A 23,242-nucleotide genomic window follows, 5' to 3' on the forward strand; every position below is an offset into this window, starting at 1 on the left:
GAATCCATGCAACATGATTCGATGGCCCCAGCGGCCAAGCGCAGCGGCACGACGCCCGACGCTTCTACTTCCGACACGCTCCAGGCGAAGGGCGCGCCGGTGTCCGGGCTGCAACGCGATGCCTACCCTCCCCACCATCATCGCCCGGCCCCGCGCAGCATGTTCGCGCCGGAACTGGTCAAGCCGGCGCTCGCAGCGGCCTTCAGGAAGTTGTCGCCGCGGGACCAGTTGCGCAACCCGGTGATGTTCGTCGTCTATGTGGGGAGCATCCTGACGACCATCCTATTCTTCCGGGGGCTGTTTGCGCCGGCCGCGGCGCCTGGCGGAGAAAGCGCGGGGTTCATCCTGGCGGTGTCGGTCTGGCTGTGGTTCACGGTACTGTTCGCCAATTTTGCCGAGGCCATGGCGGAAGGGCGGAGCAAGCAGCAGGCCGAGGCGCTGCGCGGCCTCAAGACCACGGTCACCGCGCGTGTGCTGAAGGAAGGAAAGCGCGGCGGCGCCACCGAGGCCCGTCCAGCCACGGCGCTGCGGCGCGGCGACATCGTGCTGGTGCAGGCCGGCGAGATGATCCCCGGCGACGGCGAAGTGATCGAGGGCGTGGCCTCGGTTGACGAAAGCGCCATCACCGGCGAATCCGCGCCGGTCATCCGTGAATCAGGCGGCGACTTCTCCTCGGTGACCGGCGGCACGCGCGTGCTGTCTGACTGGATCGTGGCGCGCATTACGACCAACCCGGGCGAGAGCTTCATCGACCGCATGATCACGATGGTCGAAGGCGCCAAGCGGCAGAAGACACCGAATGAGCTGGCCCTGACCATCCTGCTGGTGGGCCTGACCCTCGTGCTGCTGCTGGCCACGGCCACGCTGCAGCCGTTCTCGCTCTACAGCGTCCTGGTGACAAAGGCCGGCATGCCGGTGACAATCACCGTCCTGGTGGCGCTGCTGGTCTGCCTGATTCCCACCACGATCGGCGGGTTGCTGTCGGCCATCGGTGTTGCCGGGATGAGCCGGATGATGGAAGCGAACGTGATCGCCACGTCGGGCCGTGCGGTCGAAGCCGCCGGTGACGTGGACGTGCTGCTGCTCGACAAAACGGGCACGATTACCCATGGCAACCGGCAGGCATCGCGCTTTATCCCGGCGCCGGGCGTGTCGCTGCTGCAGCTCGCGGAAGCGGCGTGGCTGTCGTCGCTGGCCGACGAGACCCCGGAAGGCCGCAGCATCATCACGCTGGCGCGCCAGCAGCCGGGGCTGACGGCGCCGGCGATGGCAAGCCTGAAGCCGGAGTTCGTGCCGTTCAGTGCCCAGACCCGCATGAGCGGTGTCGATCTGAGCGATGGCGGCAGTGAGCGTAACGTGCGCAAGGGCGCAGCCGATGCCGTGCGCCGGTACGTGACGGAACGCGCCGGAACGTTCTCCGATGCGGTCTTGCAGGCCGTTGATGAGGTCGCCCGTGTCGGCAGCACGCCGCTGGTGGTGGCGGACGGCAACGGCGCCACAGTGCGCGTGCTTGGCGTGATTGAGCTGAAGGACATCGTCAAGACCGGCATTCGCGAGCGCTTCAGCGAACTGCGCAAGATGGGCATCAGGACCGTCATGATCACCGGCGACAACCGCCTGACAGCGGCCTCGATCGCCGCCGAAGCCGGCGTTGATGACTTCCTGGCAGAAGCCACGCCCGAAGCCAAGCTCAAGCTGATCCGGCAATACCAGGCCGAAGGGCGGCTGGTCGCGATGACCGGTGACGGCACCAACGATGCGCCGGCGCTCGCGCAGGCCGACGTTGCCGTGGCGATGAACAGCGGCACGCAGGCGGCCAAGGAAGCCGGGAACATGGTGGACCTGGACAGCAACCCGACCAAGCTGATCGAGATTGTCGAGATCGGCAAGCAGATGCTGATGACGCGCGGCTCGCTGACGACCTTCAGCGTCGCCAACGACATCGCCAAGTACTTTGCGATCATTCCGGCTGCCTTTGCCACCACGTATCCGCAGCTTAACCTGCTGAATGTGATGGGGCTGGCCACGCCGGCATCGGCCATCATGTCGGCAGTGATCTTCAACGCGCTGATCATCGTCGTGCTGATTCCGCTTGCGCTGAAGGGCGTGGTCTACCGGCCGCTGGGCGCCGCGGTATTGCTGCGCCGCAACCTGCTGATCTACGGTCTTGGCGGCATACTAGTGCCGTTTGCCGGCATCAAGTTGATCGACATGATCCTTGCCCTGTTTGGCTGGGTCTGATTTCCCTCGGAGCTTTCATGAATACGCAAGCGCAGTCCCCGCAGGCATCCTCGCCTCCCGAGCAGGCGGGTCTTGTCCGGCCGATGGTGACGGTGTTTATCGCGCTGTCGCTGATTACCGGCCTGTTGTACCCCGGCGTGATTACCGCCATCGCCAAAGCCGTGTTTCCACATCAGGCAGGCGGCTCGCTGCTCGGGAAGGACGGCAGGGCCATCGGATCGGAACTGATCGGCCAGCCCTTCTCCGACCCGAAGTACTTCTGGGGCCGGTTGTCGGCGACGGCGCCGATGCCGTATAACCCCGCGGCTTCGGGCGGTTCGAACCTGGGCCCCACCAATCCGGCGCTGACCGACGCCGCCCGTGCGCGCATCGACGCGCTGCACGCCGCTGACCCCGGCAACCAGGCGCCGGTGCCGGTGGACCTGGCCACGGCATCCGGAAGCGGGCTGGATCCGCATATCAGTCCTGGCGCGGCCGAATACCAGGCGGCGCGCGTCGCCCGGGTCCGGGGGATTCCCGTCGAACAGGTGAAGCAGCTGATCGCCGCGAATACCGAAGCGCCGCTGCTGCCGGTATTGGGTGACCCGGGCGTCAACGTCCTGACGCTGAACCTAGCATTGGACGGCGTTGCGCCCGGGCGATGAAGAACCTGAAGAACGGGCGATGCTGTGGGACGGCACGCCCGCCACAGCGGCAGAGGCCCCCGGATGCGAGGCTGACCGGGTCTGCCTGCGCCAGGGTCAAGGGTGGGCCTTCCCATGCCTGACATCGAATCCCGCGATGCCGATGCACGGCCCGACCCCGACGCGCTGCTGCAGTTGGTGCAGGCCGAAGGTGAGCGGGCATCGCGCGGCAAGCTCAGGGTCTATTTCGGCGCTTCGGCCGGCGTAGGCAAGACCTTTGCCATGCTTGCCGCGGCGCGGGCGGCGTCCGCGCAGGGCACGGATGTCGTCATCGGCATCGTGGAGACCCACGGACGCGCGGAGACCGAAGCGCTGATTGCCGGTATCGAGCGGCTGCCGATGAAAGACGTGCCCTACCGCGAGCGGGTGCTCAAGGAGTTCGACCTTGACGCGGCCCTGGCCCGGCAGCCAGCGCTGATCCTGGTGGACGAACTGGCGCATTCCAATGCGCCGGGAAGCCGCCATCCCAAGCGCTGGCAGGACATACAGGAACTGCAGGCGGCCGGCATTGACGTCTGGACCACAGTCAACGTGCAGCACCTCGACAGCCTGAACGAGGCTGTGGGTGGCATCACGGGTATCCGTGTGTGGGAAACCGTGCCCGACATCGTCTTCGACAGCGCGGACGAAGTGGTGCTGGTCGACCTGCCCGCCGATGAACTGTTGCGCCGGCTGAAGGAAGGCAAGGTCTACCTGCCCGAGCAGGCCCGGCATGCGGCGCGCAACTTCTTCAGGAAAGGCAACCTGATCGCCCTGCGCGAACTGGCGCTGCGCCGCACCGCCGATCGCGTCGACGACGATGTCCGGGCCTGGCGTCAGTCCGAGGCCGTGCAGTCGGTCTGGCGGACCCGCGAGGCAGTGCTCGCCTGCATCGGCAGCGGCGACGATGCCGAGCACGTGGTCAAGAGCGCCCGCAGGCTTGCCGGCCAGCTTGATTGCGACTGGCATGTGGTGACGATCGCCACGCCGAGGCTGACGCCGCCGTCCGATGCCGCCAGGGTCCGCCTGCAGACGGCCATGCGCCTTGCCGAGGAGCTGGGCGCGCGCACCGAGACACTGGCCGGCAACGACATGGTCCAGGCGATCGTCGGCTATGTTCGCCGCCACAACCTGACCAAGGTGGTGATCGGCCGGGCGCCGGCAGACTGGCGCCGGGGCGGGGCCTCGCTCGCGCAACGGGCGCGGTCGCTGCTTGGCCTGGCCTTGTCGCCCTTTGTGAATGCGCCGGCCTGGCTGTTCGGCCGCCGCAGCTTTGCCGATGCGCTGGCGCTCGGGTGCCCGGAGATCGATATCATCCGCGTCGCGGCCGATACGACCCGCGCCGATATTCGCCCGCGCCACGGCGCAGAGGAGCCCGAAGCCCCCGAGGCCACCGAAGGAGCGACACGCAAGGACTACGTCTGGGCCGCGGTATGGTGCGCGGGTGCGACGGCACTGTCGGCGCTGGCGTTTCCCTGGTTCGACATCGTCAACATCGCCATGCTGTTCCTGGCGGCGGTGGTCGGGGTCGCGCTGCGTCATGGCCGCGGACCGGCCGCGCTGGCCTCGGTACTGGCCGTGGCCGCTTTCGATTTCTTCTTCGTGCCGCCGCGGCTGTCATTTGCCGTGAGCGATGTGCAGTACCTGCTGACTTTCCTGGTGCTGCTTTCCGTCGGACTGGTCATCGGGCAACTGACTGCCGGCTTGCGTGAACAGGCGCAACTTGCGGTGCGGCGGGAGGAAGACGCGCGCACGCTGTATGAACTGGCGCGCGAGCTGTCGGCCGCGCTCATGCCGGACCAGATCGTTTCGATCGGCAGCCGCTTCCTGCGCGCCGCATTCGATGCCAACTCGGCCTTCTTCCTGGTTTCGCCGCAGGGGCGCCTGCTGTCGCCGGTCACCGATGCCGGCCAGCAAGACACCCGTGCGCGCACCGACTCGATCGACCGTGTGCTGGCGGAGTGGGTATTCCATCACGGCCAGCCGGCCGGCACCGGCACGCACACATTGCCGGGCAGCACCGTGCTGTATCTGCCGCTGAAGGCGCCGATGCAGACCCGGGGCGTGCTGGCGGTGGAGCCCGCGGTCACGCGCGCCTTTGCGCAACCCGCGCTGCGGCGCCAGGCCGACGTATTCTGCACCCTGATCGCCATCGCGATTGAACGGCTGCACTACGTCGAGGTCGCGCAGCAGGCCTTGCTGTCGATGGAGTCAGAGCGCTTGCGCAGCTCATTGCTGGCCGCCGTATCCCATGATCTGCGCACCCCGCTGACCAGCCTGATCGGCATGGCGGAAACCATGCAGCGCAGCGAACCCGCGCTGGCGCCGCCGCTGGACGAAACGGTAGCCGCCATGCTTGAGCAGGCCAAGCGGATGCGGACGATGGTGGTGAACCTGCTCGACATGGCGAAGCTGCAGAGCCGCGATGTCCGCACGAACAAGGAGTGGCAGTCGGTGGAGGAACTCGTTGGCGCCAGTCTGGCCGCCATGCGCGATGCCCTGGGGCGGCATCGCGTTGTCGTCGCCGACTTGTCCAGGGTACCCCTGGTCGAATGCGACGCCGTGCTGATTGAACGCGTGCTGTGCAACCTGCTGGAGAACGCAGCCAAGTACACACCGGCGGGCACCGAGATCCGGCTGTCGGCCGCACAGGTCGACGACGAGATCAGGATCGCCGTCGAGGACGATGGCCCCGGCGTCCCCAAAGGCAAGGAGCGGCAGATCTTCGAAAAATTCACGCGTGGCGAGCGCGAGTCTGCCACGGCGGGTGTCGGCCTGGGCCTTGCCGTGTGCGAGGCCATCATGCAAGCGCATGGCGGGCGCATCTGGGTGGAACCGGCGCAACGGCCGGACTGGCCCGGCGGGCAGGCGGGCGCGCGCTTTGTGTTCGCATTGCAGCGCGGCAACCCGCCGGCAGTGGAGCCGGAGCCGGCTGATGCCGGGTAAGCCGCCGTAAGCCCACTGAAGCCAGACGCCTGTCAGCACTTCTACGAGCCCCTGTAGCCGAGGCGCTTCGAAACTGCCTGTGCACAAGCATTCAATGCTTTGGCCACCGGCCCCTCCCAACCGGTATCAACCGTGCCGGTCGGTCCCATGATGGTGATCGTCAGCGCAATGTTTCCCGAATAATCGAACACCGGCGCAGAAAAGGCGACGATCCCTGGCGTGGGATGGTTGATGCTGCGGGACATGTGGCGCGCCCGCGCCTCCTTGATCATTTCCTCGACCACGGCGGCGTCCAGCGGATGCGCGATATCGGGGCCCAGCCGTATGCGATCGTCCAGCAACAGCTTTTCGGTGAACTGACGAGGCAGGAATGCCGAGAAAACCCTGCCGGTCGCGGTATTGGCCAGCGACATGACGGTGCCGGTGCGGATGTTCGTGTGGATGGGATAGGACGCATCGATCAGCCGCACGATGACCGGCCCAAGGTTTCCCCAAACAGCAAGCGCGACCGCGTGCGACGTTTCTTCCGAAAGCGCCTCGGCGAATGGCGTGGCCTCGCGGATCGGATTCAGCGTCTGCAGGCTGGTCAGCCCGAGCTGGATGGCCATCGGGCCGAGCAGGTAGTGACCCGTGACCGGGTCCTGGGCGACGAGCCCGATCTTGCCAAAGCTCACCAGATACGGATGGATCTTGCCGGACGGCATGTTCGCCGCCTTCACGAGATCGCGTAGCGCCATCGGCCTGGCCTCGGAGGCCAGCACCTTCAGGATTTCTCCTCCCACTTCAATCGACTGGATGCCGCGGCGCTCTCGCTCGGGTGCCTGGTCGGTCTGGTCCACGGTATGTCCCTGCCATGAGATGGATCGTGCGCACAGTATAGCACTAGACATTATCTAATGAGCAAGCGTAGGGTTAATATGTAGATATTTCCAAGCGCGCTAGTACTAATCTAGCAAGCATGGTGGCGCCGCTCTTGGCGGCCATACCGCCCGCACTTGAATGGAGAGGTCGATGTCTACACTGCAACAGGAAAAATGTGATGTTCTGGTCATCGGATCAGGCGTCGCCGGCATGTCCGCGGCCATTGCCGCCGCCAGCCGGGGGCTGAAGGTCATCGTGGCCGAGAAGGCGAGCTACTACGGCGGCACGACGGCCCGCTCGGGCGGCTGGCTCTGGGTGCCGAACACCCATCTGGGCAAGGCATACGGCCATCACGAACTACCGGACCAGGCGCTGACCTATATCCGGAACCAGGCCGGCGCCGGGTTCGATGAGGCCCGTGTACGCGCCTTTCTGGCGAACGGCCCGAAAGCGATCGAGTTCTTCATGACAAAGACCGCCGTCCAGTTCGACATGCCGCTCACGTTCCCGGACTACCACGCCGAGGCGCCCGGCGCCGCGCAAGGCGGCCGCTCCATGGTGACGCGCCCGTACGACGCCCGCGAACTCGGCCCGTTGCTCAGGACCCTCGGCCCCGTGCTGCCGGAACTGACGGTCTTCGGCGTAACGATCGGCTCCGGCAAGGAGATTGTCCACTTCATGCGGGTGACGCGATCGCTGGAGTCCGCGTGGTATGTCACCAAACGCCTGACCAAGCATTTCCTGGAGGTAGTGAAGTACGGACGGGGCATGACGCTGACCAACGGCAATGCGCTGGCCGCGCGGCTCGCAAAGTCGGCAGCCGACCTGTCGATCCCGGTATGGCTGTCGTCGCCTGCCGTGCAGTTGTTGCAGGAAGGGGGGCGCGTCACCGGCGCGGTGCTTGAGCGCGACGGCCAGAGCGTCAGCGTGAAGGCGCGTCACGGTGTGGTGCTGGCCAGCGGCGGATTCCCGCACAACCTCGAGCGGCGCAAGGAGACTTACCCGCACGTGAAGGCCGGGCACGGCCACTTCTCGCCAACGCCGCAGACCAATGTGGGCGACGGCATGCGCATGGCCGAAGCGGTGGGCGGTGTGTTCGACAAGACCCTGTCGAATGCCGCTGCGTGGACGCCCATGTCGCTCGTGCCGCGCAAGGACGGCACGACCGGCATCATGCCCCACTTCATCGACCGGGCGAAACCAGGCGTGATTGCCGTCAGCCTGGATGGCAAGCGCTTCGCCAACGAGGCGAACTCGTACCACGATCTCGTGCAGGCAATGATCGCCGCCTCGAAGGGCAAGCCGGAGACGGCGTGCTGGCTGATCGCCGACCATGCGGCGATCCGGCACTACGGCCTCGGCTTCGTGAAGCCGTTCCCGATGCCGCTCGGGCCGCATCTGCGCAACGGCTACCTCAAGCGCGGCAAGACGATCGAGGACCTTGCGAAGCAGATCGGTGTCGATCCGGCGGCACTCGCCGCCACCGTTCGCCAGTACAACGAAACGGCGCAGTACGGCCGCGATCCCGAGTTTGGGCGCGGCAGCAAAGCCTACAACCGCTACCAGGGCGACGCGCTGCACACGCCCAATCCCTGCGTCGCGCCGCTGGCCAACGGTCCGTTCTATGCGCTCAAGCTCGTACCGGGCGACCTGGGCTCATTCATGGGCATTCGTACGAATGAGCACGCCCAGGTCGTCTCCCGGGACGGCGATCCGATCCCCGGCCTCTACGCAGCGGGCAACGATGCGGCAAGCATCATGGGCGGCGAGTACAGCGGTGCGGGCATCACGCTCGGCCCGGGTCTGACCTTTGGCTATGTCGCGGGCAACCACATCGCCGATCAGGTTCAGGCCACGCCCCCGAAAGCGAGTGCGGCCGCCGCGCGCGAGCCTCTGGCCATGCACTGAATTCCCTACCCGATTTTTTGTCACCCGCGCGGCCGCATTGCGGCGGCCGCGTGGCGGCGTTCACCCTGAAGTTCCCTCGACTGCAATCATGATGATTCCTCAACTCCTGACCGGGAAGGTCGCTTTCATAACCGGCGCTGGCCAGGGCAACGGCCGGGCCATCGCCATCGGCCTCGCAGAAGCCGGCGCGACGGTCGTCGTGACCGACATGAACGAAGCCAATGCCGATGAGACGGCGGCGATGATCGATGCCCATGGACATGCGGCACGCGCCTGCGCGCTGGACGTGACCGATGCCGCGCAATGCCGCGCCGTCGCCGAAGCGATCACCGCCTGCGTCGGCCCCGTCGACGTGCTGGTGAACAACGCCGGCATCCTCATTCGCGAGGGCATCGACAGCGAGAATGCGCTGGCCAACCTGCAGCAGGTGATGAAGGTCAACCACGAAGGGACGTTCAACGTCTGCCACGCGTGGCTGCCGGCCCTGCGGCAGACCCGTGGTGCCATCGTCAATGTCGCCTCGATCGCGTCGTTTTCGGGCCAGTCGAACACGCTCGGCTACTCGCCCTCGAAGGGCGCGGTGAAGATGCTGACCCAGTCGCTGGCAGCCGACCTCGCGCGCGACGGTGTGCGCGTCAATGCCATTGCACCGGGCGTCATCGAAACGCCCATGACCGTTTCCACGCGCACGGACCCGGCGAAGCTCGAACGCTTCATGTCGCGCATCCCGATGAACCGGGTCGGGCAACCCGAAGAACTGGTGGGCGCGGTGCTGTTTCTCGCCTCGTCGATGTCCACCTATGTGACCGGCGTGACCCTGCCCGTGGACGGCGGGTACCTCGCCGCCTGACTCTCACAAACGAGGCAAGCGCGCACAGCGCGCTTGCCCGCCCATCCAGGAGACAACGATGAAACAGGCATCCCGCACGATCGACGTGCAGTCCTTCATCGACGCCGAACGCTTTTCCCCTTGCCAGTGGCTGGTCCTCGCCTTCTGCTTCCTCGTCGTGGCGGCCGACGGCTATGACACGGCGGCAATCGGTTTTATCGCACCGTCGCTGGCGCACGAGTGGGGCATCGGCCGCGGCGAACTCGGTGTCGTCATGAGCGCAGCACTGGCTGGCCTGAGCCTGGGTGCGATCTTCGCGGGACCCGTGGCCGATCGCATTGGCCGCAAGACGGTACTGGTGGCGGCTGTCGCGTGCTTCGGAGGATGGACACTCATTGCCGCCCATGCACAGACCGTCGGCACATTGACCGTCCTGCGCTTCCTGACCGGACTCGGGCTCGGTGCGGCCATGCCGACGACCATCACGATGATGTCGGAATACGCGCCGTCGCGTCTGCGCTCCCTTGCGGTGAATGCCATGTACTGCGGCTTCTCCGGTGGGCTGGTGGCGGGCGGCGCGGCATCGGCCTGGCTGATTCCTCATTTCGGCTGGCGCAGCGTGTTGACGGCTGGCGGCATCGCGCCGCTGATACTCGCCGTGCTGCTGCTTGCGCTGCTTCCGGAGTCGGCCCAGTTCCTGGCGGTGCGCGCCGGGGGGGCCGAGCGGATCGCGCGCATCCTGAAGCGCATTGCCCCCTGGCAATCGCTCGAACACTGCGTGTTCGTCGCGCCGATGGCATCGGCAGGCAAGGCGGGAAAGGCTTCGGCTCTTGCACTCATCCTGTCGGCCGGATACCGGCGGCGCACGTTCCTGCTCTGGCTGTCGTGCTTCATGGGTCTGGTGATCTATTACCTGATGACGAACTGGATGCCGACGCTGTTCCGTGAAGCCGGATTCAGCGTGGAACGTGGCGCGTTGCTGGCCTCCCTGTTTCCCCTTGGCGGCTTGCTCGGCAACCTTGTTGCGGGCTGGCTCATGGACCGCTTCAATGCCAACCGTACCATCGTCGTAGCGTATCTGCTGGCCGCTGTGCTCGTCATCGTGGTGGGACGCGGTGTCGATCATCCGGAGTTCCTCGGCATCTCGCTTTTCCTTTGTGGCACCCTGGTCACGAGTGCGGCAACTTCGATGTCCACCTACGCCGCAGGCCTCTATCCTACCGAGGCGCGTACGACGGGCGTGGCGTGGATGCAGGGCATCGGGCGGATCGGGGGCATGGCCGGCGCCTTCATCGGCGCAGGCCTTCTCGGTCTTGGCTGGGGCTTCGGCGATGTATTTGGCCTGCTCGCCGTGCCGGCGCTGCTCGCGGCAGGGTCGGTCTTCATGATCGCGAAGCCCCGGCACGCCTATCCGATGGCAAGGGTGGCGGAGTGAGGCGGTTCGGAGCTCTCGCCATAGCGGCGGTCATAAGCATGGCGTCCATGCGCGCCTGTGACGCGTTGCTTCCGGCACTGTCGTCGGACTTCGATGTACCCATCGGCATGGCGGCGTGGTCCATCTCCGCGTTCGCGCTGGCCTATGGCCTGATGCAGCTCGTAGTTGGACCGCTCGGCGACCGCTTCGGCAAACTCCGCGTCGTCACTCTTGCGCTGACAGGCTGCGCCGTTGCGAACGTCATGGCCGCCGTGGCCCCGACCATGGCCGCCCTCGCGCTGGCCCGGGGACTCTCGGGCGCAGCCGCGGCGGGTGTCATCCCCATGAGCATGGCGATGATCGGCGATACAGTTCCGCTCAGGGACCGGCAGCAGGTACTTGCCCGCTTCTTCCTCGCGACCATCGGCGGGATGATCGGTGGCCAGTGGATGTCCGGGCTGATCGCCGACTGGCTGCACTGGCGCATTGTCTTCTGGGTGCTGGCGGCGGGCTCCGGCGTCGCGGCGCTCGTCGTGCGGATGCAGGGATCGGGCATGGTCTCCGACCTGATTGCCAGGCGTTCATTCGGGGAGCAGTTCCGCAGCGTGCTGGGTCAGCCACGCGCCAGACTGGTGTTCGCAGTGACGGCGATCGAAGGCCTGTTCACCCTGACGGGATTTGCCTTTGTGCCGACCTATCTGCACGGCCGCTTCGGGCTCGGCCTGGGTAAGGCCGGCGCGGTGATGGCGATGTATGGCGTCGGTGGCCTGGTATACGTGGCGCTGTCCGGCGTGCTGATCAGGCGTCTGGGCTCTGATGCGCTGGCCGCCCTCGGAGGCGCGCTCCTGGGCGCCGCCTTCGCCATCGTCGCGGTCGGACCACGGTGGGAATGGAGCGTGCCCGGATGCTTCCTCGGCGGACTCGGCTTCTACATGCTTCACAACACCTTGCAGACCCAGGCGACCGAGGTATTCCCGCCATCGCGCGGCACGGCGGTCGGGCTGTTTGCCGCGAGCCTGTTCCTTGGGCAGGCGCTCGGCATGAGCGGCGCTGCTGCCGTCGCCGGCACCCTCGGCGAGCGATGGCTGTTTGCCGCCGCCGCCGTGGCTCTCCCCCTTCTCGGCATGGCATTCGGAGGACGGCTCCGCACAGACGTTCCCCGTCACCGTCCCGGATAGCGGCGGCCGGGGGAAGGTGCCAGTCATGTCAGCTATCGGCGCATAGATCCGGGTCATCCCGCCTACCAGGCCGCGCTGCATAGGACGACCCGCTACCCTGCGGAGCACGTCACGTTGACGGCTAGCTCCAGGAAGAGGCTGCGCCCCTGTGTGCCGCATCGGAAGGTCGGGCGCGGCAAGGTCGGCATCGGCGGCAAGCGCAGCGGCAAGTAGGGCGTGAAGCGCTGATCGCCACGGCACGACGACACGCCGTTCTATCACGGCGGCGCCAGACCAGACGATTCAGGCGTTGGCGAATGGGAAAGTGATTGCCCGTTTCGGCCGAAAGCGAACCGGTCACCGTCGCCAAGCGTGCGGCCGATGCCGGCCATGAAGCGTCGTTCGCCAGTTCCGTGGTTCGGACTCACTGATGGCGCCTTTACGCACGATGATTCCTCGACCCTTGCATCATTGTTCCATGGTATAGCGAGTCAGCCCGACGGGCCACGCTCGACCGCGATACGCAATGCTTCGAGATCCAGAATGTCGATGGCGCGGTAACGGGTCTCAATCAGTCCGGCATCGCGGTATCGCCGCAAGGCCGCCGCGACGGCTTCACGCGTCACGCCCAGTGCGTCCGCAATGTCCGCCTGTCGCACGTCAAGAGATCGCCGTTCTACGCCGGCCACCTCCGCGACGAGAAATTGCGCAACGCGTTGCGGCACCGTCAGCCGGAGCGCGCTGTCGAGCTTGTCCGCCGCATGAATGAGCCTTTCGGCCAGTTCGGCGAGCAGGTAGTCACGCAAATCTGGCTTTCGGTTCAGCAGATCCCGGAACCGTTGATCGGAAATACGAAGCAACCGTACCGCACCGACTGCCACCGCGTCATGGGTGCGTGGACGCCCCGTCAACAAGGGCAGTTCGCCAAATGCTTCGCCGGGGCCAATAACGGCCACACTCACCCGCCGGCCCTCGCTATCCATACGGCTGAAACTCACCTTGCCTTCCAGGACGAACTGGAGCGAGCGGTCGTGGTCGCCCTGGCGGTGAATCGTTCTACCTGAGCGGTAGCGAACTTCCGTTCCCGCCGCCAGCAACTCCGCGCGCATCGTCTCCTCGAGTGCGGCAAGCAGCAGATGGGGGTCGATTCTGGCGTGGGCGGCCATCTGTCACCTCATCATTGTGAATTTGTTCACATTCTATATGGAAGGCGGCTGATATAAAGCCTGCATGGCAACAGTGGCGCGACCGTCTGGCCAGAGCAAGGCCGCGCCGACCATTGGGCAAGCCTGAGAAGCAGATGATGAATCACGCAGACAACACCGGCATGGCGAGCGGCGCCACATCGATTGGCGGCGTGGCCGTCGTGCCGGCCTTGTCCGCCATAGCCGGCGTGCCCCAACCACATTCTGAATGGAGATTCCGATGACTGAATCCGAAGTGAGAACGCTGATGGCCAAGTTTGGTGCCGCCTTCCGTGCAGGCGATGCTGACGCGGCCGCCGCCTGCCTTGCCGACGACTTCACTTGGCAGTTACCTGCCGGCAACGGCGATCCGCGCGGTCAGGTCCTGCAAGGCCGTGACGCTGCGCTGCGCTACTTGCGCGAGCGATTTGCAGAGCAGCAACGCGGCGGCAACGGCGTGGTCTTTTCGGACAGCCGCATGGAGGTGTTCGGCGACATGGTGATTCTGCGCTATCGCGTCCGCGGCATGGCTGAAGGTGGCCTGCCAGTGGATGCAATGGGGCTTGACGTATTCCGCGTTGCCAACGGGCGGCTTCTGTCGAAGGATGCGTACTGGAAGCAGGTGACCTGGCCGATCTCGAGCCAATGAGTGGTTCGGCTTCGCGGCCCACGCTGTGTCAGGGTCTGGCCTGCCATTGAAACTGCGGCGGACACTGCCCAGCCCGCAGATCTGCGATGAATCATCTTTATTGAATTTGCACGCAGGCATTGCGGCTTTTGACACCTTTTTTAGGTGTCAGGCCATATTGTGACAAAGCTCCCGGCAACGGGGATTTTCTCAACTTTCGTCACAAGAACAATGACTGACCTGCGCCATACCGCGGCTGCGCTGCTTGCGTGTTCCGTACCTTCCATCATCCTGTTCGCCGCCATGCCCGTCATGGCACAAGCCCAGCCGGCGTCGCCGCATGCGTTCACGGCCAACGTGTCGCTGGCCTCGGACTATCGCTACCGCGGTATCAGCCAGACCAACCTGCGCCCGGCCATCCAGGGCGGTTTCGACTACGCGCATCAGAGCGGCTTTTACGCGGGCAACTGGAACTCGAGCATCAGCTGGCTCGGAGATGCCAACCCGTCGGTGTCGGCGCCGGTCGAAATGGATTTCTACGGCGGCTTCAGGAACACCTTCAAGGTGTCCGGCCTCGAGTTCAGCTATGATCTGGGCGCGCTCGAATACTACTACCCGGGCGGCTACAACAACCCGCGTCCGTACACCACGGAACTGTACGCCGGCATCGGCTGGGGCCCGGTGTTCCTGAAGTACTCGCATGCCGTGACAAATCTGTTCGGGTTCAACGACAGCAAGAACAGCCACTACGTCGACCTGAGCGCCAACGTGCCGCTGAATTTCTGGGACCTGACGCTGAATGCGCATGTGGGCTACCAGGGCGTGATGCACAACAGCGACGCCTCATACACCGACTGGAAGATCGGCCTGAGCAAGGACCTGGGCAAGGGCTTTGCGCTGGCGGTGGCCTACGTGGACACCAACGCCAGGGAATCGGCCTACACCAGCGTCAACCGGGGCCGCTACCTCGGCAAGGCCGCGGCCTGGGCTTCGCTGACGAAGACGTTCTGAGCGTGTGAGCCTTGCCGGAACAGGGAGCAGCCGACCATCGCCGCCCTATTGACTCTCAACCCACTGAATGGCGAAGCGCATCAGCTCCTTGCCGTTGGCAATGCCCAGCTTTTCCTTGATGTTGGCCTGATGTGCCTCGATCGTCTTGATGCTCCGGTTCAGTTTCCCGGCGATCTCGCGGGTGCTGAAGCCTAGTCCGATCAGGTGCAGGACCTCGAACTCCCGTTCCGAAAGGCTCGCGATCGAGCCCGCCGGGATTCTCTCGGGAACCGTCAGGGCTCTGGCCAGCTTCTCATGCATGGCGGCGCTCAGGTAGATATTGCCGGCCAGCACCTCGCGGATGGCATTCACAATATGCTCGGTGGCCTCGAGTTTCATCAGGTACCCGTTTGCGCCTGCCCGCAGTGCGCGTTCGGCAAACAAGGCTTCATCATGCATGCTGAGCACGAGAATGGCCAACTCGGGGTAGTGCTGCCGGAGCGCCTTGACAAGGTCCAGCCCGGAGGTCGAGTGCAGGCTCAAGTCCACAATGGCCATGCCCGGCCGGCAGACCATCGCCGCCAGGGCTTCTTCGGCATTGCCGGCCACGCAGCAGACATGCAAATCGCCATGCAGATTCAGTAACTGGCTTAATCCGTCCCGGATGACGGGGTGGTCATCCACGATCAGGATCTGCGTCGCGCGGCCCGGACTAGACGGCTTGCCTTTCATGGCCAGGATTCTCTGGTATGGGATAGCTGATGGCAACCGTGGTGCCACCCAAGGCATTGCGGGTGACCGTGCAAACGCCGCCCAGCAGGCTGGCCCGGTGACGCAGGTTGTGCAGTCCCAGTCCCGATGCGCGCTCCATTTGCTCCGCGTCGACGCCGACGCCGTCGTCACTGACGGATAGCCTCTGTGTTCCGCCTTCGCGCTCGAGGCTGATCCAGATGTGGTGGCCGTGGCTGTATTTCAGCGCGTTGTTGACGGCTTCCTGTGCTGCACGGTATAGGTTCATCTGCATAGGCGGATCGAGCAGGTCCACATTGGCGTCGATGTGCAGCGTGCAGTCGATGCCATTCAGTGTGCTGGTGCTCTGCGTCAGCCCTTGCAGGGCCACTGCAAGGCCGCCGGATTCCATGGCCACCGGATCCAGGCCATGAGCGATCTTGCGAGTCATCAAGGACGCCTGCTTTACCAGCCTGGCAATGGTGGCCGCCTCGGCGGCGGCCGGGTGGTTGTGCTTCTGCAGTTCCTGGTTCAGGGTGGCACAGTAGAAGCCCAGGCTGGTGAGGTGCTGTCCGAGGCCGTCATGCAGTTCCCTGCCGATCAGTCTCTGCTGCTGATCGCTGATGCGGATCAGCTCCGCTTCCAGCAGGCGGCGCCGCGCCATCTCCTGCTTCAGTTCGTGGTTTGTCCGCTTCAGGGCCCGGGTTCGCGCTTGCACATGCTGTTCCAGCTCGAGGTGGGATGCGAGCAGGAGTTCATGGACGTGTTTCTCCTGGGCACGCGCGGCTACCAGCAGCAATCCGGTCACTGCCACGACGTTCGCAAAGGCGCACCATCTGACGAGGCTGTCCACTGGAGATTCGACGGCAAAGGGGCCGGTGCCGTGGGTCGTGCCCCAGATGGCCACGATCGATACCAGCAAGGTTGCCAGGCTCGCGCCCACGTGATCGAAACGCAGAGCGGCCCAGATAATGAACGGGAAAACCGCCAGGGCTGCCGGGTAGTAGCCGTGCCCGGCAAGTTCGGTGGCGCCGAAGATGAGGTAACTGATCCAGAAGAGGGATGCGGTCAGTCCGCACGCTTCCGTGGCCTGCCTGACAGAGCGGACAGGACTCGGATACGTGAACAAGCCGAGCAGCGCCGGGGCCACCACGAGCACCCCCATCATGTCACCGAGCCACCACTGCAGAACGGCCGCGCCGTACTCGGCGGCTGACACCATGCGTCCTTGCAGGAGGGCGGTGGTGCCAATCAGCGCGCCCACAACGGTGCTGGCCGTCGCAGCCAGGGTGATGAACGCCAGCACGTCCCTGATGCGGCCCAGGGTGACCTGGAATTGCGCCACCCGCGTCAGCAAGACTGTCGCCGTCAGGGCTGCAGCCGTTGCGCCGAGGCCAATCATGGCTGCCACCGGCAGGGGTACGCCTGCCGACATATTGGCAAACACCGAGCCAATGGCAATTCCTGGTGCCACGGCGAAGCCCAGTACCAGCAGCGCAACCAGGGCGATGCCGCTGGAAGGCCACACCAGCGACACCGCACCGCCTACCACCGCGTAGCCAAGCCCCAGCTTTGCGCCTGCGTAATACGCCAATGCGACAAGGCCGATGTCAGCGAGGCGGTCGAGCCAAGTCTTGCGCGGAATAATGACCATGGTTCGTCTCAGATACTGGGGACTGCCCCTGGCATATCAAGTCATTTTGCCGTTAGCCGCGATGGCATCACTCTTGCGCAAGCTAGCGTCCAATACACCTGTAGTGAATTACGCATTTGCAGCGAATTCACGCCAGGCAAGTGCTGCCAAACCATGGTGCCGTGACATATATCAATCTATGTCAGAACTCCCTTGTGCGGTAAGCGTAGCCGGATGGATTTAATCAGCGCCAGGCTATGCCGTGCGGGTGCGATGCCGGGTTCCGGATGTGCGCAGCACAAAGTCCGCCGGCTTGGCGAATAGGGCAATCCCCTAGCCTTCTTTCGGAATAGGGCCTTATTCATACGCTAGCCGTCAGCGCGTACATTGCATTCGTATGAAATTGCGGCGTCATGAGCCGGTGCGAAATGAGTTCGCTTCGGTGTTGTTGCAACCAACTGAAATGGAGGTATAAAAAATGTTAAAAACACTCTTGCTGCTCGCGGCGGTGCTTGGCGCCGTGGCGGCCTATGCCGGCATCGGGCCAAGAGACGTGTACACCGATGGTGCTAGCGTGATGGGGCCCCGAGACCCCTATACAGATGGGGGAAGGAGCATTAAGTTTGACGTTTATTCAGATGGGGCGAGAGTCACGGACAGACGAGACGTGTTCACCGATGGCTCGAGAATCACCAACCGCGACGGACTGGTTGAGGATATGTAAGACAAGGCCGAACGGTCCGCAACAGAGAATGTGGCAGGCGCACAGCGTCAACAGCCGCGAACCAGACACATCCCCCGAGCAACAGCCTCGGGGGAATCTTTTTGGCCAGCGTGGCCTCTGTCCGGAGGCAACTCCTGCCATTGTGCTCTGCCGGGCGAAGCCCCCACTGCGTTTGCTGCGTGCAGGTTCGGCCGGTTTCCGAACCAGCCTGTTGCAGTCCTGAAACCGAAAGGCGCTGATGCTGAGGCCGGATTCCCCGAAACGCCAAACGCTATTGCCACTTTGATCCCAGTGCGCCAAGTCCAGCTTTCCTGAGATCCTCCGGCGCCATCACCACGCGAAACTCGCAATCGGCATTGAGCATCAGAAACCAGGGCTCCGCGAAGGCAGGAATCTGCGATGGCTCAGCGAGGTCGACCACGAGAATCGCGCCACGTGTGCCGTTCTGTTCCGTAAAGTAGACCGCCTCTGGCTTCATTTCGGCCAGGATCCTTTCCATCACGTCACCGATGGTGCCATTGCGCACCAAAGTATTGAATGGCTCATGAGGTATCCGAATATTAAGAAGCATTCGCATGTTCAATCTCCTTGATTGGGCGCTGGATCTGTTCCGGCGACGCTGCGCGCAAGCGGTGCAGCAGGCCAACAGGAAGCGGACCAGGGCTTTCAACCTAGTCGATGGTCGCCGTGTCCCCCAGGTATGCGCTTCAGCGGGCGTGCGGTAAGACACGTACCACTGCATCTTCCTGGCCGCGCGCTTGCCAGGAGCGCTATCTCTCGATCCGGGCGCATGACCCGGACACCAACGCGTGACCATCTGGATCGACGTATCGGATTGGTAAGATGCGAACGATATGACGGGCCATGCCCAGCCGCGCCGACGCAACGTTGGATGCGGCTGAGCATGGCGCTTTTGAGAATTCCGTGGTTCAGATCGACAGGCAAGTGCAGGCAGGTGTCATGCAAAGCAAGAGTAAAGCAACCCTCATCGGGCTCATCGCGATTCTGTTATGGAGCTCGATTGTCGGTCTGATTCGCGGCGTCAGCGAGCACCTCGGGGCGACTGGCGGGGCGGCAATGATCTATACCGTCGCATCGGCCCTGCTGATGCTGACAGTCGGCTTTGTCAGAATGCATGAGTTTCCCAGGCGCTATCTCGTTTGGGGAAGCGTTCTGTTCGTTTCCTACGAGTTGTGCCTTTCTCTGTCCATCGGCTACGCGAACAGCGGCAGGCAGGCCATCGAGGTGGGCATGGTCAACTACTTGTGGCCGAGTTTCACCATGTTGTCTGCCATCGCATTCAACAAGCAGAAGTCCAACCTCTTGATCGTTCCCGGCTTCCTGATCGCCATTCTGGGGATCTGCTGGGTCCTGGGCGGGGATCAAGGGTTGGACTTCGCCGGGATGGCAGCGAACGTCAATGACAATCCGCTCAGCTACGGGCTGGCCTTCCTTGGTGCCTTGATCTGGGCGGCCTATTGCACTGTGACCAACAGGATTGCCGAAGGCAAGAATGGCATCACGCTGTTCTTCATGCTGACCGCACTGGCGCTGTGGATCAAGTATTTCGCCACGGAGAGCGGGACGATGGCGTTCAGCTTTCCGGCAATGATTTATCTTGCCTTGGCCGCCTCAGCGATGGGGTTCGGCTATGCGGCCTGGAATGTCGGCATCCTGCATGGCAATGTCACGGTGCTTGCCGGCGCTTCCTATTTCATTCCGGTGCTTTCAGCTGCCCTCGCGGCCATGCTCCTGCGCACACCACTATCGATCTCCTTCTGGAAGGGCGCATCCATGGTCTGTGCGGGGTCGGTCCTGTGCTGGATGGCAACACGGGGGCGACGATCCAAGGCACCCCCGTCGCCGGAATTGCCACGGTCGCATGAACGTGCACAGGAGCCATGAGAGCCCGCGCCAAGGGTGCCGCCGGCGAGCCTCGGCCCCTGACCTCATAGTGGATCGGAACACAGTCGGACGTTACAAATGGCACTTCCAGGTTCTGGGCCGTGGCTGTCGCCAGCGCTTGTTCCGCCGCCAGGCGTGAGCCGTCGCACCAAGTAGCCGTTCGTGGCGGCCTTGCACTGCCGATCCGCACCTAATATTCGGAATGGCCCTGAAAACCTTTTGAACGCTTGGAAGCGGTGGAAGGCATTGTCGGAAATGGCAAGCCCTTGCGGGATGCATCCATCGTCGGGCGTTGTGCCCTGGATCTCAACCCTTATCTGAGGAGCGCTGCCATGAAGCTGCTTCGCATTGCCACCCTGGCGTTCGTACTTTCTGGCTGTGCCATGAACCAGGGCACACCCGGCAGCGCGCAGGCGTCGCACACGGAAAGCTGCAAGGTAACGTCAGAGCAGGAGATCTCGGCGCTGTTTGATCGATGGAACCAGTCTTTGCAGACCGGCGATCCAAACAAGGTGGTGGCCAACTATGCGGAACGGTCGATCCTTCTTGCTACGGTATCCAACAAGCCTCGCCTGACCGTCGCGGAGAAACAGGACTATTTTCAACACTTCCTGCAGGACCGCCCCTTCGGGAAGATTGACTTCCGCAGCATCGAACTGGGCTGCAATTCTGCCGTGGATGCCGGGCTCTACACGTTCACCTTCGCACGGACGGGCGCAGTCGTTAAGGCCCGCTATACCTACACCTATCGCTGGGATGGCAGGCAATGGCTGATTACGAGTCATCACTCGTCGGCCATGCCGGAGAAGATGTAGCCGAGGCCGGTCAGTTCGCGCCGGGTTGAAAGCTGACCCCGGGAAGCCCCCCATCGGCGCCATTTGCCATGAACGCACCCGAGCCCGCCCGCAGTCACCGAACGCGGCACCGCGATGCGCGCGTGGGTGGGCTTGGACGCCGCTGGCGTACAGCCCTGGTCGTCACGGCCTTGCTGCTGAGTTACGCGGCCGTCGATATTTTCTTGCCGCTCCGTCGTGACCTGACCCAGTTTGATCCTGTCGCAGTGGGCGGGCTGGAAACGAAGATGTGGCGCTCTTACTATGAGCGCCAGCGCGTTGCGCTGTTTCTCGAACTGGCGCAAACCTTGCGCACCCAGTATCGCTTCCCCCTGCTTCGCTCGTACGTCGGCGCCTATTACGGGGCATCGGCGGCATTTGTGTTCAAGGAAGGCAGAGAGCGCAGCGATTACGAGAAGGCATTGCCAACGCTGCGCACTTACTTTGGCATGATCCGGAATACCGGAAGCATCGATTTCGATGTTGGACGCGCCACTACGCTGGAGTTGGAGTGGTGGATCGTGCATCGGGAGCACGAGCGCTATCCATCCGATGCCTTGGAACATGCGTGCGCCGAAGCCGCGGCGGCGCTCTACAGGGTTCCTGCGGCCTCAACACTCGAGCATGGTCGCTTGCGCGCGCAAGCCATGCTCTTGCGCGATGCGCGCGCCGAGGCCGGCGGTGTCACGGAACCGGAGTGGACGACCATCGAGCTGCTATTGCAGCAAAGTTATCGCGCGCTTCGCGCTGCGGTTGCGTCGGCGTCCGGAACTTCCGGCAACATTGATTCAGGCAAAGAGCCCTGACGAACTTCGACGCTGCGAGTGCACGTAGTCCCAACGGCGCTGGCCGGCATGCGGTGCCACGCCACTCAATCCAGCACAAGCCCCGCGTGCGCCAGCAACTGGCGAAATACAAGCAGGCGCACGTCGCCGGTCTGCGCCAGCCGGTCGCAGACATAGAGGTATGCGGGCATGTCGCTGTGTCCGCGCAGCGCATCCTTGCACTCCCGTTCGGAGATCTCCAGGTGGACGCCGGTGAGCACCGCGCGGCCCTTGCCCACCCGTGCACTGACGATGGCGGGCGGCGTGCCGTCGATGCCCGAGTAGACGGCCAGGACCTGCGTGCCGGGGCCGGGTGGGTCGTCAAAGTCGAAGCGGCAGCCACCGTGGTAATGCGTGTAGAGCGACATCGGGACATCGGTCAGGCTGTCCGTGGTCCGCAGTTCCACCGCGGCCGTGGTGCGCGGCGTGCCGTCATAGAGTCTGCCGCCGGTAAGTTCGGGCAGCGAGCCCACTGCCACGGCATCAACCAGGCGCAGTTCACGCGGGCCGCAGATTGCCCCTCTGGTGCCGGCATGAAAAGCCAGTTCCCGGCACGCGTAGTAAGCGCCCGCGCAAATCCCGAGGTAGACGCCGCCCTGCTCGACGAAATGCCGGATGCGCGCGTTCGGGGCGCCGTTCAGCAATGCGCAATAGGGAAGGTCGGCGCCGCCCGGCATGACAAACAGCACCGCATCGTCGAACAGCGTGGCGTCATGCCGGATCTCGTCAGCCATCACCGCGCGGATCTCGTAGGCGCCGGCATGAAGCTGGTGCCCGATGGTCCGCATCAGACATGCGGTCCACTCGGAAGCGCCGGCGTCGACGTAAGTGAGGATCTGGGGCCTTGGCATGTCGGCATCCGCTTCTTGTCGTTTCCGACTTTAGCCGTTCCGGGCCGAAAACGCCAAGCCGGGATCCGGTCAAGGCTTCTGCGGCTGCCCCAAGGCCGGAGGCGCCGGTGGCGGCAGAGGCGTCGCCACGGGTTCCAGTCCCGTGCTGCTGACCATCGCGGCCGCCGCCGGCGAGGCCAGGAACCTGACGAAGCGGGAAGATGCCGGTGTCTGCCGGCCTGCGATCGTTCCCGCGGAAAAGAACACCTTCTGCTGCAACTCGGCTGGCAACGGACCGACGTAATCCAGTTCCTTGAACGGCAGCAACTCGCTGACCTGCTGGAAGCCGATCTCGGCATCGCCTCGCGCCACCACGGTGCCGACACGCTCACTGTAGATCTTGCGGGCCTTGTCCCTGATCTTGTCCGCGACGCCAAGCCGGGCGAACAGTTCGCTGGAAAGATACGTGCCGCTGGCGCTCGCGGAATACGCGATGGATCTGGCGTTGAGCAGGGTCTGCGTCAGCGCTTCGGTCGTGCTGATATCCGGCTTTGGCGTGCCCTTGCGCACGGACATGCCGATCAGCGAGCGGGCCAGGTCGACCCGGCTGCCGGCGGCCACCTTGCCTTCCGATACCAGCTTCTCAAGGCCCGAGTCCGCCAGGATCACCACGTCGAAGGTCTCGCCCCGCGCCAGCCGGCTGGGGATGGAATCGGGCGCATTGCCCATCGACGCGCCGTAGGCCGTGATGACATGGTCCTGCGTGGCGGCCTCGTACAGCGGCACGAGCTGCTGGTAGGCGGCCGTAAAACCGCCCGAGGTGATCACGCGGATCTCATCTGCCTGGGCCGGAGCGGCCAGCCAGAGCATGAGAACCAGCAGGGCAGGCCTGGCGGCCTGAATATTCAGCTTCATGTCGTCTCCTGTTTTTCACCGCTGCGGGC

19 protein-coding genes are annotated in these 23,242 nt (G+C 64.3%); 12 read left to right on the forward strand and 7 right to left on the reverse strand.

Features of this window, described 5'->3' with window-relative positions:
• Positions 1 to 6: 6 nt before the first annotated feature.
• The 3 genes from kdpB to ACREYQ_RS19515 all read left to right on the forward strand — a co-directional run bounded on the left by kdpB (position 7) and on the right by ACREYQ_RS19515 (position 5,849).
• Positions 7 to 2,241, forward strand: coding sequence for a potassium-transporting ATPase subunit KdpB (gene kdpB / locus ACREYQ_RS19505; RefSeq protein ID WP_432261829.1), 2,235 nt, complete (start codon positions 7 to 9; stop codon positions 2,239 to 2,241).
• Positions 2,242 to 2,258: 17 nt separating this feature from the next.
• A complete protein-coding gene (gene kdpC, locus ACREYQ_RS19510; RefSeq protein WP_432261830.1) occupies positions 2,259 to 2,885 on the forward strand; it encodes a potassium-transporting ATPase subunit KdpC in 627 nt (208 codons plus the stop codon).
• Positions 2,886 to 2,999: 114 nt separating this feature from the next.
• Positions 3,000 to 5,849, forward strand: a complete 2,850-nt coding sequence (locus ACREYQ_RS19515; RefSeq protein ID WP_432261831.1) for a DUF4118 domain-containing protein — start codon at positions 3,000 to 3,002, stop codon at positions 5,847 to 5,849.
• 41 nt (positions 5,850 to 5,890) lie between these two features.
• Here the strand turns inward: ACREYQ_RS19515 and ACREYQ_RS19520 are convergent, their stop codons facing one another.
• Positions 5,891 to 6,688, reverse strand: coding sequence for an IclR family transcriptional regulator (locus tag ACREYQ_RS19520; protein WP_432261832.1), 798 nt, complete (start codon positions 6,686 to 6,688; stop codon positions 5,891 to 5,893).
• A 172-nt stretch (positions 6,689 to 6,860) separates the two neighbouring features.
• Between ACREYQ_RS19520 and ACREYQ_RS19525 the strand changes: the two genes are divergently transcribed.
• The 4 genes from ACREYQ_RS19525 (at position 6,861) to ACREYQ_RS19540 (ending at position 12,039) form a co-directional block, all read left to right on the forward strand.
• Entirely contained in the window at positions 6,861 to 8,618 is a 1,758-nt protein-coding gene (locus tag ACREYQ_RS19525) for an FAD-dependent oxidoreductase (protein ID WP_432261833.1), read from the forward strand.
• Positions 8,619 to 8,709: 91 nt separating this feature from the next.
• Positions 8,710 to 9,468 carry an SDR family NAD(P)-dependent oxidoreductase gene (locus tag ACREYQ_RS19530; protein WP_432262601.1) on the forward strand — a complete coding sequence of 253 codons (759 nt, stop codon included), beginning with the start codon at positions 8,710 to 8,712 and terminating at the stop codon, positions 9,466 to 9,468.
• Between the two features lie 58 nt (positions 9,469 to 9,526).
• Entirely contained in the window at positions 9,527 to 10,882 is a 1,356-nt protein-coding gene (locus ACREYQ_RS19535; RefSeq protein WP_432261834.1) for an MFS transporter, read from the forward strand.
• A 38-nt stretch (positions 10,883 to 10,920) separates the two neighbouring features.
• A complete protein-coding gene (locus tag ACREYQ_RS19540; protein ID WP_432261835.1) occupies positions 10,921 to 12,039 on the forward strand; it encodes an MFS transporter in 1,119 nt (372 codons plus the stop codon).
• A 470-nt stretch (positions 12,040 to 12,509) separates the two neighbouring features.
• Here the strand turns inward: ACREYQ_RS19540 and ACREYQ_RS19545 are convergent, their stop codons facing one another.
• Complete coding sequence (locus ACREYQ_RS19545; RefSeq protein ID WP_432261836.1) at positions 12,510 to 13,184, reverse strand: Crp/Fnr family transcriptional regulator; 675 nt, start codon at positions 13,182 to 13,184, stop codon at positions 12,510 to 12,512.
• 259 nt (positions 13,185 to 13,443) lie between these two features.
• Between ACREYQ_RS19545 and ACREYQ_RS19550 the strand changes: the two genes are divergently transcribed.
• Together ACREYQ_RS19550 and ACREYQ_RS19555 are read left to right on the forward strand one after the other, a co-directional pair.
• A complete protein-coding gene (locus ACREYQ_RS19550) occupies positions 13,444 to 13,851 on the forward strand; it encodes a nuclear transport factor 2 family protein (protein ID WP_432261837.1) in 408 nt (135 codons plus the stop codon).
• A 210-nt stretch (positions 13,852 to 14,061) separates the two neighbouring features.
• Positions 14,062 to 14,841, forward strand: coding sequence for a TorF family putative porin (locus ACREYQ_RS19555; protein WP_432261838.1), 780 nt, complete (start codon positions 14,062 to 14,064; stop codon positions 14,839 to 14,841).
• Positions 14,842 to 14,886: 45 nt separating this feature from the next.
• Here ACREYQ_RS19555 and ACREYQ_RS19560 read toward each other — a convergent pair whose 3' ends face one another.
• From ACREYQ_RS19560 to ACREYQ_RS19570, 3 genes are all read right to left on the reverse strand, one after another.
• On the reverse strand, positions 14,887 to 15,552 hold the full coding sequence (locus ACREYQ_RS19560; protein WP_432261839.1) for a response regulator: 666 nt from the start codon (positions 15,550 to 15,552) through the stop codon (positions 14,887 to 14,889).
• Complete coding sequence (locus ACREYQ_RS19565) at positions 15,533 to 17,203, reverse strand: MASE1 domain-containing protein (protein WP_432261840.1); 1,671 nt, start codon at positions 17,201 to 17,203, stop codon at positions 15,533 to 15,535. Before ACREYQ_RS19565 ends, ACREYQ_RS19560 begins: the two co-directional genes overlap by 20 nt.
• A 974-nt stretch (positions 17,204 to 18,177) precedes the next feature.
• Positions 18,178 to 18,483 (reverse strand): panthothenate synthetase, encoded by a 306-nt coding sequence (locus ACREYQ_RS19570; RefSeq protein WP_432261841.1) that lies wholly within the window; start codon positions 18,481 to 18,483, stop codon positions 18,178 to 18,180.
• 383 nt (positions 18,484 to 18,866) lie between these two features.
• Here ACREYQ_RS19570 and yddG point away from each other — a divergent pair, with 383 nt between their 5' ends.
• From yddG to ACREYQ_RS19585, 3 genes are all read left to right on the forward strand, one after another.
• Positions 18,867 to 19,811 (forward strand): aromatic amino acid DMT transporter YddG, encoded by a 945-nt coding sequence (gene yddG / locus ACREYQ_RS19575; RefSeq protein WP_432262602.1) that lies wholly within the window; start codon positions 18,867 to 18,869, stop codon positions 19,809 to 19,811.
• A gap of 332 nt (positions 19,812 to 20,143) precedes the next feature.
• Positions 20,144 to 20,626, forward strand: a complete 483-nt coding sequence (locus ACREYQ_RS19580; protein WP_432261842.1) for a DUF4440 domain-containing protein — start codon at positions 20,144 to 20,146, stop codon at positions 20,624 to 20,626.
• 68 nt (positions 20,627 to 20,694) lie between these two features.
• A complete protein-coding gene (locus tag ACREYQ_RS19585; RefSeq protein WP_432261843.1) occupies positions 20,695 to 21,450 on the forward strand; it encodes a hypothetical protein in 756 nt (251 codons plus the stop codon).
• A gap of 65 nt (positions 21,451 to 21,515) precedes the next feature.
• On the opposite strand, the gene ACREYQ_RS19590 is transcribed toward ACREYQ_RS19585, so the two are convergent.
• Both ACREYQ_RS19590 and ACREYQ_RS19595 read right to left on the reverse strand, forming a co-directional pair.
• Positions 21,516 to 22,319 carry a BPL-N domain-containing protein gene (locus tag ACREYQ_RS19590; protein WP_432261844.1) on the reverse strand — a complete coding sequence of 268 codons (804 nt, stop codon included), beginning with the start codon at positions 22,317 to 22,319 and terminating at the stop codon, positions 21,516 to 21,518.
• 69 nt (positions 22,320 to 22,388) lie between these two features.
• The gene (locus tag ACREYQ_RS19595; RefSeq protein ID WP_432261845.1) at positions 22,389 to 23,213 is read right to left on the reverse strand and encodes a substrate-binding domain-containing protein; all 825 of its coding nucleotides are present in this window, start codon (positions 23,211 to 23,213) and stop codon (positions 22,389 to 22,391) included.
• Between the last annotated feature and the right edge of the window lie 29 nt (positions 23,214 to 23,242).

The sequence above is a fragment of the Cupriavidus sp. TMH.W2 genome (assembly GCF_050847365.1).
Lineage (GTDB): Bacteria > Pseudomonadota > Gammaproteobacteria > Burkholderiales > Burkholderiaceae > Cupriavidus.

Coding starts and splice junctions, on each gene's coding strand:
- ACREYQ_RS19560 (WP_432261839.1), bottom strand. CDS start 15,552: ATGAAAGGCAAGCCGTCTAGTCCGGGCCGCGCGACGCAGATCCTGATC.
- kdpC (WP_432261830.1), top strand. CDS start 2,259: ATGAATACGCAAGCGCAGTCCCCGCAGGCATCCTCGCCTCCCGAGCAG.
- ACREYQ_RS19590 (WP_432261844.1), bottom strand. CDS start 22,319: ATGCCAAGGCCCCAGATCCTCACTTACGTCGACGCCGGCGCTTCCGAG.
- yddG (WP_432262602.1), top strand. CDS start 18,867: ATGCAAAGCAAGAGTAAAGCAACCCTCATCGGGCTCATCGCGATTCTG.
- ACREYQ_RS19535 (WP_432261834.1), top strand. CDS start 9,527: ATGAAACAGGCATCCCGCACGATCGACGTGCAGTCCTTCATCGACGCC.
- ACREYQ_RS19540 (WP_432261835.1), top strand. CDS start 10,921: ATGGCGTCCATGCGCGCCTGTGACGCGTTGCTTCCGGCACTGTCGTCG.
- ACREYQ_RS19595 (WP_432261845.1), bottom strand. CDS start 23,213: ATGAAGCTGAATATTCAGGCCGCCAGGCCTGCCCTGCTGGTTCTCATG.
- ACREYQ_RS19550 (WP_432261837.1), top strand. CDS start 13,444: ATGACTGAATCCGAAGTGAGAACGCTGATGGCCAAGTTTGGTGCCGCC.
- ACREYQ_RS19545 (WP_432261836.1), bottom strand. CDS start 13,184: ATGGCCGCCCACGCCAGAATCGACCCCCATCTGCTGCTTGCCGCACTC.
- ACREYQ_RS19565 (WP_432261840.1), bottom strand. CDS start 17,203: ATGGTCATTATTCCGCGCAAGACTTGGCTCGACCGCCTCGCTGACATC.
- ACREYQ_RS19530 (WP_432262601.1), top strand. CDS start 8,710: ATGATTCCTCAACTCCTGACCGGGAAGGTCGCTTTCATAACCGGCGCT.
- ACREYQ_RS19580 (WP_432261842.1), top strand. CDS start 20,144: ATGAAGCTGCTTCGCATTGCCACCCTGGCGTTCGTACTTTCTGGCTGT.
- ACREYQ_RS19525 (WP_432261833.1), top strand. CDS start 6,861: ATGTCTACACTGCAACAGGAAAAATGTGATGTTCTGGTCATCGGATCA.
- ACREYQ_RS19585 (WP_432261843.1), top strand. CDS start 20,695: ATGAACGCACCCGAGCCCGCCCGCAGTCACCGAACGCGGCACCGCGAT.
- ACREYQ_RS19515 (WP_432261831.1), top strand. CDS start 3,000: ATGCCTGACATCGAATCCCGCGATGCCGATGCACGGCCCGACCCCGAC.
- ACREYQ_RS19570 (WP_432261841.1), bottom strand. CDS start 18,483: ATGCGAATGCTTCTTAATATTCGGATACCTCATGAGCCATTCAATACT.
- ACREYQ_RS19555 (WP_432261838.1), top strand. CDS start 14,062: ATGACTGACCTGCGCCATACCGCGGCTGCGCTGCTTGCGTGTTCCGTA.
- kdpB (WP_432261829.1), top strand. CDS start 7: ATGCAACATGATTCGATGGCCCCAGCGGCCAAGCGCAGCGGCACGACG.